This is a genomic window from Sneathiella chinensis, from assembly GCF_012720115.1.
GTDB classification, from domain to species: Bacteria; Pseudomonadota; Alphaproteobacteria; order Sneathiellales; family Sneathiellaceae; genus Sneathiella; species Sneathiella chinensis.
This window is the reverse complement of sequence record NZ_VNWN01000002.1, coordinates 1193948-1208325: the sequence shown is the minus strand read 5'-3', so window position 1 is coordinate 1208325 and position 14378 is coordinate 1193948. Positions and strand designations below refer to the sequence as shown.

Here is a 14378-nt window from a genome sequence, read left to right as displayed (position 1 = left end):
GGCAGGTCTCGCCTATCCTACGCCCGAACGCGTGAAAAACTCAACCGATCTCGCCGACGACGCGCACCCGCGCCCGGATCGCATGGCCGGGAAGATAGGCAATGGGAATGTCTTCCATCTCCACCACCTTCAAGCTGCCCTGTATGGCCCCGGCGGCCAAGGCTTTCTCTTTGGCAAGGCGGTGGGCCGTCGCCAGTGCATCCTCTCGCGACAATCCCTGAAACACCTGATCGGTCTCACCGCTCACCTGTGCAATCGCCGCCCCTACTGCATTGGCAACCGACGCATTCTCCACAAGATGAACTCTGGAAATGCCGTCCAGCACCTCCGGGATCAAGGGTGCCCCGCCGCCAACGGCAATCAGCGGGACTTCCTCGGCGCTTGTCTTCATCCGGTCCACATGCGTGGCAATGTCCGTTCGCACCCTGTGCAGAACACGATCTACAAGGTCTTCTGACACGTGGGAAAGGGCGTTTCTGTCTCCTGCCTGCATCAATCCGGCGGCAACGGCAATATCGGTCAGGGTCAATTCGTCGCCGCCAAAAACAAGGGCTTTCTCAAGCAGGCGAAACCCTACGCTATCGGGCCCAACCCGAAGCGGGGCATCCTGCACCCGGGTACCGCCCCCGATCCCGATGGAAACAATATCCGGCATCCTGAACAGGGTTCGAACCCCGCCGATGGTCACAACGCTGTTGGCCTCCCTTGGGAAACCGTTCACAAGACAACCGATATCGGTCGTCGTGCCCCCCACATCACACACGATGGCATTCTCAAGCCGGGTCAGAAATGTTGCCCCCCGCATGCTGTTGGTCGCCCCGGAAGCAAAACAATAGACAGGATACTGCCGCGCTGTCGCAGCTTCGGCCACGGTTCCGTCATTCAGACTGATATACAGCTTTCCCCGGATTCCCGTATCCGTCAGGGCATTCTCGAAGGCTTCGGTGGTCTCCGCTGCCAAATCCAGCAGGGCGGCATTCAAAAGGGTGGCATTCTCGCGCTCCAGAAGCCCAATCCGTCCCAGACTGTGGGAACAGGTCACCCGCACATCCGGATATTCATTCTGCAGGATTTCCCGCGCCCGTTCCTCATAACCAGGGTTCAGGGGCGAGAAAACCGAGCTTACCCCCACCGAGGACACCCCGTCCTGCCTCAGCTTTCGCGCAATACCGGCAATGCCTGCCTCATCCAGCCGGGTGATCGGGCGTCCGTCATATTCACTTCCCCCCTCCACCATATAACTGCCCGCATTGACCGGGCCTGAGATATCCTCGGGCCAATCCACGAAGGGCGGCAAACTGGCCGAGGCTGGCAGGCAGATCCGCAGGGCCGCGACCCGGTTCAAGCGGCGCCGTTCCACAACCGCATTCAGGAAATGCGTGGTCCCGATGGTGACCGAGGCGGCCTCGCGGGCCTGATCCCCACACTGGGAAATCAGATCCTTCAGGGCAGTTTTAATGCCGGTTGTTACATCCCGCGTTGTCGGTGTCTTGACAGCCCCGCACACCGCCTCCCTGTCGACCAGAACCGCATCTGTATTTGTTCCGCCAACATCAATTCCAATTCGCAGCATACCGCCCTAGCCCTCAAACACTGACTGATAGTCAAAATCAAATCCAAACGCCCGTGGTCCCACCAGTTCCTGACCCCGCGGGGTTCGGAAAATTTCGGGGGCAGGCAAGGCCAGCACACTGACCCGCTGCCCATAGCGGATACTTTCTGTTGCGACACCGTCCCCGGTGACACTATCCACCACACAAATCAGGTCCGGGGACATCACCACCGGCTGTCCGTCCCGTGAACCCACGGTATATTCATTCTGGAAATCCAGCGCGAATTCATGGCCCCTGTCCCCATCAAGCCCTGCCAGTCGGGCCCGCCCCCGCAAGAACCCTTCCGTTGTTCGCCGTTCGATATCCGTGATTTTTCCGGCGAACATCTGCTTGCCGCCGCATTCTTCCGCAATGGCGGCAACCGGATCGCTGTGGCTGGCCCGGGCGGCCAGAATGGCCTTCCCAAGGTCAATCGCCTTTGACGCTGTATAAAGGACCCCGTGGGCCTTGACCTCGGCCCCTGTTCGGGGGGCCTTGCAGGTTGTCGCCGTAGACCCGAGTTCCGTACAGATTTTCCGGCTGATCCGCTCCATCCATGTCCAGTCCTCGGCGCGCTTGATCAGGATTTCGTTACCCCGAATATCCGCCATCGCCAACGGAAAGCATTGCAGGTTTGCGACGGAAAAGCTGGTCATCTGCGCTTCGGGATAGGCGCGCCCCATGGCATCTGCATCCACCGCCGGAAGGCCCGATAGCGCGGCAATCATCAGTGGCAGCAACCCGTTCCCGCCGCCAACTTCAATGGGCATGACCGCATCGAATTTGCGCCCCAGAAATTCTTCCATCAAACGCAGGGGCCGGGCCGAAATCTCCGGGTTCGCAAGCCGTTCCTGCCCGACGATCGGGGCACCTTGCGTTGACACCACAGCCACCAGCGCCTCATCGGCCAGCATTCCCGGATCCATAAGCCGCACACGGCGCCCGGCCTTGTAAAGCTGCCGGGTATTCAGAAGATTGACATAGGGCGATCCTCCCCCGCCAGTGCCCAGAATCCAGGCCCCAAGGGACATGGCCTCAATGTCCTCCAATGTCAGGGTTCGCTCACCATATCGGGGTTTGACCATTTAATACTCCGCACCAATTGGGTTCAGTCTCGGCAGATTTCTGCCACGAGGTTGAGGGCACTATAGGAGACGGTGAAAAGGCTCAAAATACGTACAGGTACGTAATTTACCGCGACACAAATCACCATTTAAGGGTATTGTCATGAAACAAACCCAACTTAAACACTATGGAAAACGCGACATGGGCCATCGCCTTGTGGTCATTTCGGCCGGACAGACCCCTCGCGGGGACATGGTTGCGGAACTGAAATCCCAACTGGGCGATCTTTGCGAAATCGTCGAGTATGGCGCCTTGGATGGCATGGCACCGGCGGACATCACGGAACTGGAACCCCGTGCCAATGAAATCGGGATTGCCACACAATTGAATGACGGCCGCAAAATCGCCCTGTCCGAAAACTGGCTGCGGCACCGCATCCTTGAAATGTGCGAAGGGCGCGGCAAATCCATCGCGGACCTGACTGTCATTGCATCAACCGGCGTCTTCGACGTGGGCACCACCGGCGAGTATGTGATCCATGCCCAGAACGTGCTGGACCAGTTCATCGAAACGCTTGGCCTGTCCGGTTTGCGGATCGGGTTAATCTTTCCCCTGTCTGCCCAGCCCCGGGCCCGGGGACTGACCGCCATGGAGTTGATCGGAGCATATGCGCCCCCCGGGGACGACAAGGCACTTCGCAACGCCGCCAACCAGTTGGCTGATTGCGACATGATCATTCTGAACTCCCTTGGATACAGCGAAAATGACCGTCAGGTTGTCGCGGATCACTCGGGCCAACCCGCCATCCCTGTACGGCGCATTGTCGCCCGAAAAATTGCCCGCCTGTATCGCCAAAGTATCGACCCGACACCGGAGCATCGACTACTGGAAGGCAGTGCACTCAGCCAACGACGGGAACGGCTGACAAACCGAGAAAAGCAGGTTTTCGATCTTGTGGTCGAAGGACTCAGTAACAAGGAAATCGCCCGCGTTCTGGAAATCAGTCACAGAACCGTGGAAATTCACCGGGTCAGGATGTTGACCAAGATGGGTGTCTCCACCGCAAACGAACTGATGCGCCTGATTGTCCAGAACATGTCCCGCGCCCGGATATAACCTTACCCGGTTACCTGATGCCCCCTCAGGCCAGTTCGCGTATTTTTTCGCCTGTTGTCCCTTGCCCTTCAACCCCAAGGAAGCAGGACGCCACGTGACCGTGACCAAAATCCACTTCAGGCGGCGGCACCCTGTCGCATTTCCCGGCGATGGCCTTGTCACACCGGGTATGGAACGCACAGCCCGTCGGTGGGTTGAGCGGACTTGGGATATCCCCGCCAAGGGGGGCTGTGCGGCGGCTTTGCCCTGCCTCGGGCAAGGGAACAGCCTCCAGCAGTGCTTTGGTATAGGGATGACGGGGAGCCTTGAAAACCTCCTCGGTCGGGCCTTGCTCGACAATCTTTCCCAGATACATCACCGCAACCCGGTTGCACATATACCGGACAACCGCAAGATTGTGGGAAATGAACAAATAGGTCAGGCTTTTTTGTTGCTGGATGGATTTCAGGAATTCCAGAATCTGAGCCTGAACGGAGACATCCAACGCCGATGTAGGCTCATCCAGAACCAGAAGTTCCGGGTTCAGGGCCATGGCCCGGGCAATACAGACCCGCTGTTTCTGACCGCCCGACAACTCGTGGGGGTAGCGATACAGGAACTGCTTTTGCAGCCCAACCGTTTCCAGCAACTCTCCCACCTTCTCCCGAAGGGCACTCCCCCGCAAGCGGGTATGCAGAACCAACGGCTCTGCCACCGAGCGCAGGATGGTCATGCGGGGGTTCAAGGCAGAATGAGGATCCTGAAAGATCATCTGCGCCCGCTTTCGCAAGGCCCGCTCCCCCGCCGCGGAAAGCCGGGTGATCTCTTCGCCGTCCAGCGCAATATGCCCCGATGTGGAAGGATTTAGATGCAGGATCGTCCGGCCAATGGTCGATTTCCCCGACCCGGATTCCCCGACAAGACCCAGGGCATCCCCCTTGTTCAAGGTCAGGGATACATCATTGACCGCCATCAGCATGGCTTTCTCTCCCCGGTTTCGCACCGGGAAGCCAACGGTCAGGTTCTTTACATCAAGCATCGCCCCTCTCCTCTGAATATAAATGGCAAAGAGCTTCCGCCCCTTTTTCCGGGCGGCTGATCCGGGGCGGGGTTTCCCGGCACTTTTCCAGCGCCTTGGGACAGCGTTCAAAGAACCGGCATCCCTTGGGCGGCGACAACAGGTTGGGAAGAAATCCGGGAATGCCCGATAGGCTTTCCGGCGGTCGCCCCGGATGGGGGATCGAACGCAACAACCCTTCCGTATACGGGTGCCGCGGACGGGTGAACACATCATCGACCGATCCATATTCGACAACCTGTCCCGCGTACATCACTGCCACCCGGTCACAAATCTTGGCAACGACCCCAAGATCATGGGTAATCAGGATCACGGACAACCCCATGTCTTCCACCAGTTCGGCAATCAGATCCAAAATCTGGGCCTGTATCGTGACATCCAGTGCGGTTGTCGGCTCATCGGCGATCAACAGCTTCGGCGCCCCGGACAGGGCCATGGCAATCAGAACCCGCTGCCGCATCCCGCCAGACAGTTCATGGGGGTATCGGTCAATCTGCTTTTCCGGGTTTGGCAGATGAACCTTTTCCAGCATGGCAATGGCATGCTGCCGGGCTTCACGTTTGTTTTTCCGCTGTTCCCGTGGCAGGGATTTCTGTTGCGCCATAATGGCGTCCACCATCTGGGTGCCGATGGAAAACACCGGGTTGAGATAAGTCATCGGGTCCTGAAAGATCATGGCGATTTCGCTGCCGCGGATGCGCTGCATCTCTTTCTGGTCAACCCGCAGAAGGTCTTTTCCCCGGTACAGGATTTCCCCGGAAATGACGTCGGCTGGCGGGCTGGGTAAAAGACCCAGCACATTCCGGACCGTCACCGATTTTCCGCAGCCGGTTTCCCCGACAATCCCGAGGCTCTGCCCCGCCACAACGGACAAATTAACCCCATCCAGCGCATGATAAACGCCATCGAACGTATTAAAATTCAGCCGATAGTCCCGAATTTCCAGAAGTGGTTTTTCCATCATTCCCTCCCCTTCGGATCAAGAATATCGCGCAGGCCATCCCCCAGCAGATTGAAGCCAAGGACCGTCAGGAAAATGGCCATTCCCGGAAAGAACGAATACCACCACCAATCGGGAAGGTAATTCCGCCCGACACTGATCATGGCACCCCATTCAGGATAGGGAGGCTGGGCGCCCAGCCCCAAAAAGCCAAGGCTGGCGGCGCCCAGTATGGCCATCCCCATATCCATACTGCCCTTGACAATAATGGGAGACAGGCAGTTTGGAAGGATATGAACAAACACGATACGCAACCGCCCTGCCCCGATGGAACGGGCGGCATCCACATAAATTGCGCTTTTCAATGACAGGGTCTTCGCCTGGATCAGCCGCACATATCCCGGCCACCACACCAGCGACAGGGCCAGCATGGCATTAAAAATACCCGGCCCCAGAACCCCGGCAATCGCAATCGCCAGAATAAGGCCCGGAACAGACAGGAACACATCGGTGACACGCATGATCGCTTCCTCGACCCAGCCACCCACAAATCCGGCGATGATGCCAAGGGGAACACCGATGAACATGGCAATCCCCGTGACGATCAAACCGATCTGCAAGGACACCCGTGCGCCGATCACGACCCGTGTAAAGACATCGCTGCCCACCTCATCCGTCCCGAACCAGTGGCTGGCACTGGGCGGTTGCAGCTTGTTGGCAAGGTTAATGGCCCCGGTCGCATCCTCAGGATAGGGCACGATCCACGGCCCCAGCAGGACCGCCAGCAGGAAAACGGTTATGATCCCAAGCCCCAGCATGGCAGAGCCGTTATTCCGGAAGGTCCGCGCATACAGCCGCGCCATCCGGATCGTACTGGCATGACGCTCCCGCCAGCCGGGCTCGTTTGTCTGTTCCGTTGCCGTCATGGTACGCGCACTACCCTTTCTTCAGGACCCGCGGGTCCATCCAGCCATAAAGAAGATCAATGAGGAAATTGGCGAACATGAACCACGCCCCCAGGACAAGGGTCGCCGCCATGACAGGCTCAAAATCCGATGCGGTCGCCGCCTGCACCGTGTATAGGCCAATACCGGGCCAGTCGAAAACCGACTCAACCAGCACCGTTCCACCCAACATCCAGCCAAATCGCAGGCCAATCAGCGCCAGCGTGGGCAGGATGGAATTCTTGAGGGCGTAAAGACCGATAATGCGCAGGACCGAAATTCCCTGCGCCCGGGCATTGACGATATAATCCTGTGTCAGGGTCTCCAGCATCTCGGCCCGGTTCACCCGAATGATTGAGGCCAGCGCCGGGAAACACAGCGCCACCGCGGGCAGAATGATGTGATGCAGCGCCTCAAGAAAAACCGGGAAATTCAAGGTCAGAAGCGCATCAATCAGATACAGGCCAGTGATGGTCATTGGCGGATCGGTCATCAGGTCCAACCGCCCGCCAAGCGGAAACCAGCCCAGTTGCAGGCCGAAATACAATTGCAACATCAGGCCCAGCCAGAACATGGGCAATCCCACCCCCGATGAGCAAACAATGCGGATCACGTTATCAATCCAGCTGTTCTGGGTAACCGCCGAGATCACCCCAAGCGGAATACCGAGAAGAATGGCAATCAGGATTGAAAAGACCACCAGCTCGAACGTAGCGGGGAAGAAGGCGACAATATCGTCAAAGACTTCATGGGTTGTATGAATGGAGGTCCCGAAATCCCCCTGCAGAATGCCAAAGGCATACAGGAAGAACTGCTGGATGACCGGTTTGTCAAATCCCCGTTCGGTCCGGATTTGCTCGATCATCTCCGTTGTTGCATCCGGCCCCGCAGCGAGCGCCGCCGGATCCCCCGGTGTCACATGGGAAATCAGGAAGGTGATGACCAACAACCCGAGCAGCATTCCCAGCATCAGGACACTGCGCTTCAAAAACATACTCAGCATGACAACCCTTTCAAAAGGTTGGCAACCGCCAAAGCCCGGAAGGCTTGGCGGTTGCCCCGCCCCTTACTCGCCAATCCCGAGACCGTAGAAGTCGATCTCGGTCGTCATTCGGACCGGGCTGTACTGGAAGCCCGTGACATAATCCCGATAGGCGACCATGCGGTTGCGCATCATGCCAAAGATTTCGGGTTGGTCCTCCACGATCATCTTCTGGATATCCGCATAGATCGGCGCCCGCTGTTGCCAGTCCGTCATGTAACGGGCTTTTTCAATCAGGCCCTTTACCTTTGGATTGTCATAGAAATGAGTACCGTAATACTGCCCCCATGACTTGGGGTGATACTGATAGGCCACCGCATCCGGGTCCACGGACACCGGCGTTGTGAAGATGGCCGTAATATCGGCGGCTGTCTCCGGCTTGGAACCACGGGCCACAATATTCGGCCAAGTCAGGGGCACCAGCTTGACCTTGATATTCAGGCCTTTCAGGGTATCCATCAGGACAAGCCCTATCTGCCGGGTGGCCTCAAAGCCCTGAACGAAGACATATTCAAGTTCGATCCCGCCGTCCGGCCAGTTGGACTTTGCCAGATATTGCTTGGCTTTCTCCAGATCCTGACGCGGGATATCGGCAACACTGATCTTGCCTTTCACCGCATCGGTAAAGGGACTTGTCTGCAGCACCGCATTGTTGTTGAACAGGGCAATCAGCGAGTCATAGTCAAACGCATAGGCCACCGCCTTTCGCAGGTTCTTGTCGGACATATACTTTCCCTGCGTATTGAACTTCAAACCGAACGAGGTCAGCGCCGGGTCGGTGGATGTCTTGACCCCCTTGGCTTTCTTGACCTGCTCGAACTCGTCGGGCGACAGGTTCAGGACAATATCGGCCTCACCGCGCAGCAGGGCGGCCCGCTGGGCCGATGTTTCCCGAACCAGCTTATAAACGATACCACCAATGCTTTCGCTGCCGCTGGCCCCTTTCCAGTAGTCCTTGACCCGTTCGACCTCGTAAAGGCGGCCCTGTTCAAACCGTTTCAACTTGTACGGCCCGCTTCCGGCGGCATTCGTGGTCAGCCACTTCTGGCCCTGATCCCCATCCACTTCATTGGCCGCGATCTGGGCCGGGTTCATCACATACCACCAGGGCAGGAACGATAGAAATGCCGCATAGGGTTTTTCCAAAGTAAACCGAAGGGTGTGATCGTCCACAACCTCGATCCCTTCCGGCTTCAGGAAATCCGCCAGCATCCATGAAGGCCCCTTCTTCAGACCCAATGTACGCTCAAAGGAAAATTTCACGGCAGCGGCGGTGACAGGGTCTCCATTATGGAAGGTTGCATTCTTCACCAGCGAGAATGTCCAGACCTTGCCATCCTCACTTTTGTCCCAGCTTTCGGCCAGCCACGGAACGATCTCTGCCGGGCTTCCCTGATATTTCACAAGGCCGTCATACAGGGCCTGCTGCATCATTCGGATGGACGCATTATACTTGATACTGGGGTCAAGGGTATCCACCGGCTGACGTCCTGCAACAACCAGTATTTTCTCCCCGTTCACCCGTTCAAAGGCCGCCGCTTCCTGCATGCCAGCGGTCCCGCCAGACAGCAGAAGGCCCGCCGCCAGACACATCGTCAACACTGTTCCCGATGTTCGTTTCCTGAGTTCCATCCTGTCCCTTCCCTTCGTGCCAAACAATAGGGTTACGCCTTGGTAACCTTCCAACGCTGTCGGCCGGACGGGGTGAAACTCTGACTATGAAAATGCTCCCTGCCCGGCAAAACCGGCCCCTTTCTCCAACGGGGACATCGGCTTCCTGTGGCATTGAAGCGGTATTTGGCGGGCAGGAAAATACGTATCATCCCTTACCGCGAATATAATAAAATTAAATATTACAACAACAAAACCAAAGGGGAGAAAGAGGGAGGATTCATGAGGCCAGAACGGCATTCCGAACAAAAAATAATATCTATTCAAAAAACAAAAGTTGCCTCTGCCCGAAGGGAAACAGGGTAAAAAGAATCATTGCCCCCTCCACAGTTGATCCTGTTCCTTTGGCACCGGGTGTTCCGCTGTTCCTTAAGGTTGCGGCTGGACAGAAGCCAAGGCCGCCTGGGCGCGGGCGGCGCCCCATGGGACAACCGGGCTGGGCGGTACGTCCTCTGCAATCAGGTTTACACCGGTTCCCTCCCCGGTCAGGCGGCGGCGGCCGGCCGTGTTGAACACCTCAATTTCGCCTTTCAGCAGCAAAACCCCATACTGGCCAAGGGCCGGTCCGGCAAAAAAGTCTGTTCCCCGCACCCCGATATGCGCGAAGGGGGTCCGCACTACCACATCCGCCCGGTCGGCCTTCCCGATCCGGCCTGTCACAAGGCGAAAAGCCCCGTTGAGGATATCAAAGAACAGTTTTCCGGACCGCGATGCCGGGGCAATGTCAAAATCGTCGAGATCAACGCGGGTCCGTTCCCCAAGATAGAGACGGGTTTCATCAATAAAGCCGATTTCAAGGCGGGCGGCGGTGCCGGTTTCAATCCGGTCCCCCCGGAAAACCTGATCCCCCTGCCGCAAGGGCAGGGATCGCCCCCGCCGTGCCACAGATACGGTCTTGTGCAGGGTCAGCACCGTTCCGATCATCGTGCCCGCCGCATTGGACGGCCGGACGATGAAACACTGCAACAGGACCGATATGGCAATTACACCTGCAAACAAAAGCAGGCGTTTTTCCCGCCCTTGATGGAACAAGAAAATCTGTCGCATAAAGTCGCCCCCCGCCTTGCAGAAAGCGGCATTTTACCACAATCGGCGTTCAGGCCCTATTGGTTTACCGGGCTCGCCAGAACGGCACAGGGTTACTGCCACATGAATTCCGGCAGGAAGATGGACAGGGACGGGAACATGACCAGCAACAGCAAGGCAACAACATCCATGACAATGAACCATGCAACCCCCTTGAATATGGTCTGTATGGGAATGGAGGTCCCGAGCGCCCCCTTGATCACATAGACGTTCAATCCGATCGGCGGCGTGACCAAGCCGATTTCCAGCAGCTTGATGACAATAATTCCGAACCAGATCAGGTTCATGTCCGCCCCTGTCACCAGCGGCAGCACAATGGGCAGGGTCAGCAGCATCAGACCGATGGATTCCACGAACATCCCGAGAACCACATAGATAACCGCCACCCCAGCGATGATCAGGTACGGGTTCCCGCCGGTAACCGACAGAACCAGATCGGCCAGATCGGATGGCAACCCGCTTAACGCCAAAAAACGGGTAAAAAACAGGGTCCCGATCAGAATGGCAAAGATACTGGAGGTTCCAAGAATGGAGAAAACCACGGCCTCCCGAAAAGCGGACAGGGACATCTGCCCCCGCAGGATCGCAATCACCACCGCAATAATGGCCCCCACGGCCCCCGCCTCTGTTGGGGAAAACAGCCCGGTAAAAATTCCGCCGAGAACACAAAAAATCAGCACAGGCAGCGGCCATACTTCTTTCAAGGCGTCCAGTTTTTCCTTCAGGGAATAATGCACATTTTCCAAGGCCCCGCCAGCGGCACCAGCACCACCGGCACCCGCCGCCCCTCCGGCCAAGGCCGGGTTCAAGCGGCAGCGAAGGGCAATCATCCCCATATACAAGGCCGCTGATAACAGGCCCGGCAGAAACCCGGCAATGAACAGCTTGCCAATGGAAACCTCGGCATAAATGCCATACAGCACCATCAGGATGCTGGGCGGGATCAGCGATCCCAACGTTCCCGACGCGGCGATCACACCGCTGGCCAAGGCGGGATCATACCGGTATTTCAACATCTCCGGCACGGCGATACGGGCCATGGCGGACGAGGTTGCCACGCTGGAGCCAGAGGCTGCCGCGAACAACGCGCTGGCGGCAACGCCGGTAATTGCCAGTCCCCCCGGCAAGCGGGACAGAAGAATACGCATGGCCCGAAACAGGCCATTGGTCATACCGGTGGTTGTACAGATATAGCCCATCAGCAAAAACATCGGCACCGCCGTCAATGCCCAGTTGCCGATAAAGTTGAACGGAACCCCGGATACAATCCCCATCCCGGCCCTTGTATCGATCAACAGCATGATCCCACCAATGGAAACCGCCCCCAGCGCGACCGCTATGGGAACACGCGCTGCCATCAGAAACAGGGTCAGGAAAATACCGGATGCCCCGATCATTGTGGCGCTCATGTCATCCCCTCCACCACATCGCCGGCGTCATCGACCTTGTGCCGGACGATCGCCGCCACCGCTTTCAGCAGAAGCATCAGCGACAAAATCCCGCTCCCGACAGACAGCGCCCATCGGCTTGGCCAGACATAGAACAGGAAATTGGCCATGACCGTTTCCCGCTGCGCTGTTGCCTTCAGGGCATCAAGCGTGGTCTGGAAACAAAAGAGACCGTAATATCCCGCCGCCAGCACCATTCCTGCCGCATATACGACAACCTGCGCCCCTTGTGGCAGCTTGACGAAAAACAGGTCAACCGCCACATGCTCCCTTCGCAGTTCCACAAAGGGCAGGGCCAGAAAAACAATGCCCACCATGTAGTAATAGGAAACCGTCTCCAGCGTGCCAACCAACGGCGCATTGAACAGCAGTTTCAGCGCGATATCCGCCCCCACATGCACCATCATCAGCACGAGGAAAAAACCGCAGACGACCGCCAGAAGCCGCGTCACCCTGTTCAAACCATGCTCCAACCGCTGAAGTGGCGGTATTCTCTCTCCCATAATCCCCCCGATTTGCCCCCTGCCCCCGCTCAGGCACTATCCAGTTGGCTGTGCAAAATCAGTTTCCAGTTGTTGCGGATGGCATCGAAATAGGCGGCATCTTCACGGATCACCGTTTGCGCCCCCATGCCCCGCATCAGGCACAGGGTGGTATTCAGCAATATCTGAACCTGTTCCTCGGATTTCTCTTCATATCGGAAGAACTGCTTCCAGATATCGTTCAGGGATTTATGGAAATTGAGGCTGACCGGGATCAGTGCCTCGCGCATCTTCTCATCCGTCCGTGCGTAGCTCAGGAAGTCCAGCGTAATCATGAACAGACGACCGGAGAACCGCTTCCACATATCATCCACAAAATCGTCAATGGTCGTTTCATGCTCGGCGAAGGCCGCCGCGACCCGGCGCAAATCCTCAATCTCATCTTCCAGAAGTTTTTCAATCGCCGAAGCAATCAGCAGTTCCTTTGTTGGAAAATGATGCAGCATGGCCCCCCGAGAGACACCGGCCCGCTTGACGATGGCCGGCGTTGACGCCGCAACAAACCCGCATTCAAAGATATGATCAAGGGTGGCACACAAGATACGCTCGCGCATGCGGGCAGACCGTTCTGCGTTTTTCCCTGCCTTGAGAGTTTCAGTCAAGACGTCCTCCCCCCGGCAATTTCCCTGACAATTTTACAAACATCACTTCCCTTACACCAGATACAGGGGAAGAGGGCCGCGCCCTCTTCCGATTGAAACAGAATTACCTTACACCATAAGTGGACGTATCAATTCCGTCATACAGATTTGTCTGAATAATCGCCGCAATGGCATCCGCATCCTTGCGGTCCACCGCAGCAAACAGGCTTTCCCATTTCTTCACTTTCTGATCAAACCGGCCCAGAACTTCCTCGGGATTTTCCACACCGTATTTTTCTTTCGCTGTTGCGTAGACCTGCCCAAGGTTCGCCTCGGCGAATTTCTCAATGGAGGAAAGCATATCCCCCGAAGGCTGGTAAATGGTCACCCCATGACTTTCCGCTTCGTCCAGCGCCTGCTGGATAGAGGCCTGATACCCCACATACAGCATGGCCATGGATTTGGCGTTGGTCCTGAGAACGGCAGCCCGCTGTTCGGCGCTCAACCCGTCCCAGCGTTCCTGATTAAAGCCCCACATGGGCCCGGACCAGAACAACCCCAAAGGCGCCATGGTGGTGTGTTTTGCCACATCCCAAAGGCTTCGGGACTTGAGGTCATTGGCCACGTTGACCGCACAATCCAGTGTCCCCTTCTCAACCCCCTGATACATTTCACTGGACGGAATATTGACCGGGACGGCCCCGACCTCCTCCACCCATCTGGACATGGCGGCCCCGGCGGTCCTGAGGCGTTTTCCCTTTAGATCACTGAGGCTGCGCACCGGCATCCGGCACATCAGGTTATAGGGCGGCGTGCTGTATCCACCGGTAAAAACCATCCCGGCCTTCTGCCACTGGGACAGGGCGTCCGGGTTGGTCATGTTGAAATCGGTTGCCGCCGCGATCATGACAAGCGGGTCGCTGTAATTCAGCCCCATTTCCTGAACCGCGTTGGTAATCGGCAGTTCTGCCGGGGTATAGGTTGCGGCATGATAGCCCACATCCACAATACCATCCCGAACACCGGACATGCCGGAACGGGGCGGCAACAGGACCGTGCCCGTATAGACCTTGGCCGTCAGTTCGCCCTTGCTTTCCTGTTCAAGGATTTTGGCCCATTCCAGATATCCAAATTGCGCCAGCGGATGGGTATCCGGGAAAAAGATATTCCCCTTGATGGTTTCGGCACTGGCAAGGCCGGCCCCCATGACGGTTGACACCGCAAGCGTTCCTGCGATCAGGTTTTTAACAAGATTTCCCATACCCTCTCCTGTCTCTGTTTGATTAAATCCCAT

13 protein-coding genes are annotated in these 14378 nt (G+C 57.2%); 1 reads left to right on the top strand and 12 read right to left on the bottom strand.

The genetic code is table 11. The annotated features are described in order from the left end of the window. Positions 1-40: 40 nt before the first annotated feature. Together FQB27_RS05690 and FQB27_RS05685 are read right to left on the bottom strand one after the other, a co-directional pair. Positions 41-1573: a hydantoinase/oxoprolinase N-terminal domain-containing protein gene (locus FQB27_RS05690; RefSeq protein ID WP_169559863.1), complete on the bottom strand. Its 1533-nt coding sequence runs from the start codon at positions 1571-1573 to the stop codon at positions 41-43. A 6-nt stretch (positions 1574-1579) separates the two neighbouring features. Then, positions 1580-2677 carry a DUF917 domain-containing protein gene (locus tag FQB27_RS05685; RefSeq protein ID WP_169559862.1) on the bottom strand — a complete coding sequence of 366 codons (1098 nt, stop codon included), beginning with the start codon at positions 2675-2677 and terminating at the stop codon, positions 1580-1582. Positions 2678-2819: 142 nt separating this feature from the next. On the opposite strand from FQB27_RS05685, the gene FQB27_RS16565 reads away from it, so the two are divergent. Continuing rightward, on the top strand, positions 2820-3773 hold the full coding sequence (locus FQB27_RS16565; RefSeq protein ID WP_206374348.1) for an AroM family protein: 954 nt from the start codon (positions 2820-2822) through the stop codon (positions 3771-3773). A gap of 25 nt (positions 3774-3798) precedes the next feature. Here FQB27_RS16565 and FQB27_RS05675 read toward each other — a convergent pair whose 3' ends face one another. The 10 genes from FQB27_RS05675 to FQB27_RS05630 form a co-directional block, all read right to left on the bottom strand. Continuing rightward, a complete protein-coding gene (locus FQB27_RS05675; protein ID WP_169559861.1) occupies positions 3799-4791 on the bottom strand; it encodes an ABC transporter ATP-binding protein in 993 nt (330 codons plus the stop codon). Further along, entirely contained in the window at positions 4784-5794 is a 1011-nt protein-coding gene (locus tag FQB27_RS05670; protein WP_206374346.1) for an ABC transporter ATP-binding protein, read from the bottom strand. The genes FQB27_RS05675 and FQB27_RS05670 overlap by 8 nt, the downstream gene beginning before the upstream one ends. Further along, on the bottom strand, positions 5791-6696 hold the full coding sequence (locus FQB27_RS05665) for an ABC transporter permease (protein WP_169559860.1): 906 nt from the start codon (positions 6694-6696) through the stop codon (positions 5791-5793). Before FQB27_RS05665 ends, FQB27_RS05670 begins: the two co-directional genes overlap by 4 nt. Before the next feature lie 10 nt (positions 6697-6706). Then, positions 6707-7717 carry an ABC transporter permease gene (locus FQB27_RS05660; RefSeq protein ID WP_169559859.1) on the bottom strand — a complete coding sequence of 337 codons (1011 nt, stop codon included), beginning with the start codon at positions 7715-7717 and terminating at the stop codon, positions 6707-6709. A gap of 63 nt (positions 7718-7780) precedes the next feature. Continuing rightward, entirely contained in the window at positions 7781-9388 is a 1608-nt protein-coding gene (locus FQB27_RS05655; RefSeq protein WP_206374344.1) for an ABC transporter substrate-binding protein, read from the bottom strand. Positions 9389-9796: 408 nt separating this feature from the next. Beyond that, on the bottom strand, positions 9797-10474 hold the full coding sequence (locus tag FQB27_RS05650; RefSeq protein ID WP_169559858.1) for a FecR family protein: 678 nt from the start codon (positions 10472-10474) through the stop codon (positions 9797-9799). A 92-nt stretch (positions 10475-10566) separates the two neighbouring features. Continuing rightward, complete coding sequence (locus FQB27_RS05645) at positions 10567-11922, bottom strand: TRAP transporter large permease (protein ID WP_169559857.1); 1356 nt, start codon at positions 11920-11922, stop codon at positions 10567-10569. Beyond that, on the bottom strand, positions 11919-12464 hold the full coding sequence (locus FQB27_RS05640) for a TRAP transporter small permease subunit (RefSeq protein ID WP_169559856.1): 546 nt from the start codon (positions 12462-12464) through the stop codon (positions 11919-11921). Before FQB27_RS05640 ends, FQB27_RS05645 begins: the two co-directional genes overlap by 4 nt. A gap of 29 nt (positions 12465-12493) precedes the next feature. Beyond that, positions 12494-13105 (bottom strand): TetR/AcrR family transcriptional regulator, encoded by a 612-nt coding sequence (locus FQB27_RS05635; protein ID WP_169559855.1) that lies wholly within the window; start codon positions 13103-13105, stop codon positions 12494-12496. A 103-nt stretch (positions 13106-13208) separates the two neighbouring features. Next, complete coding sequence (locus FQB27_RS05630; RefSeq protein WP_169559854.1) at positions 13209-14345, bottom strand: C4-dicarboxylate TRAP transporter substrate-binding protein; 1137 nt, start codon at positions 14343-14345, stop codon at positions 13209-13211. Between the last annotated feature and the right edge of the window lie 33 nt (positions 14346-14378).

What these genes read in the sequence shown, in the direction of transcription:
- FQB27_RS05660 (WP_169559859.1), bottom strand. Translation starts at nt 7,717, where the DNA reads ATGCTGAGTATGTTTTTGAAGCGCAGTGTCCTGATGCTGGGAATGCTG.
- FQB27_RS05630 (WP_169559854.1), bottom strand. Translation starts at nt 14,345, where the DNA reads ATGGGAAATCTTGTTAAAAACCTGATCGCAGGAACGCTTGCGGTGTCA.
- FQB27_RS05670 (WP_206374346.1), bottom strand. Translation starts at nt 5,794, where the DNA reads ATGATGGAAAAACCACTTCTGGAAATTCGGGACTATCGGCTGAATTTT.
- FQB27_RS05690 (WP_169559863.1), bottom strand. Translation starts at nt 1,573, where the DNA reads ATGCTGCGAATTGGAATTGATGTTGGCGGAACAAATACAGATGCGGTT.
- FQB27_RS16565 (WP_206374348.1), top strand. Translation starts at nt 2,820, where the DNA reads ATGAAACAAACCCAACTTAAACACTATGGAAAACGCGACATGGGCCAT.
- FQB27_RS05650 (WP_169559858.1), bottom strand. Translation starts at nt 10,474, where the DNA reads ATGCGACAGATTTTCTTGTTCCATCAAGGGCGGGAAAAACGCCTGCTT.
- FQB27_RS05685 (WP_169559862.1), bottom strand. Translation starts at nt 2,677, where the DNA reads ATGGTCAAACCCCGATATGGTGAGCGAACCCTGACATTGGAGGACATT.
- FQB27_RS05645 (WP_169559857.1), bottom strand. Translation starts at nt 11,922, where the DNA reads ATGAGCGCCACAATGATCGGGGCATCCGGTATTTTCCTGACCCTGTTT.
- FQB27_RS05655 (WP_206374344.1), bottom strand. Translation starts at nt 9,388, where the DNA reads ATGGAACTCAGGAAACGAACATCGGGAACAGTGTTGACGATGTGTCTG.
- FQB27_RS05675 (WP_169559861.1), bottom strand. Translation starts at nt 4,791, where the DNA reads ATGCTTGATGTAAAGAACCTGACCGTTGGCTTCCCGGTGCGAAACCGG.
- FQB27_RS05640 (WP_169559856.1), bottom strand. Translation starts at nt 12,464, where the DNA reads ATGGGAGAGAGAATACCGCCACTTCAGCGGTTGGAGCATGGTTTGAAC.
- FQB27_RS05665 (WP_169559860.1), bottom strand. Translation starts at nt 6,696, where the DNA reads ATGACGGCAACGGAACAGACAAACGAGCCCGGCTGGCGGGAGCGTCAT.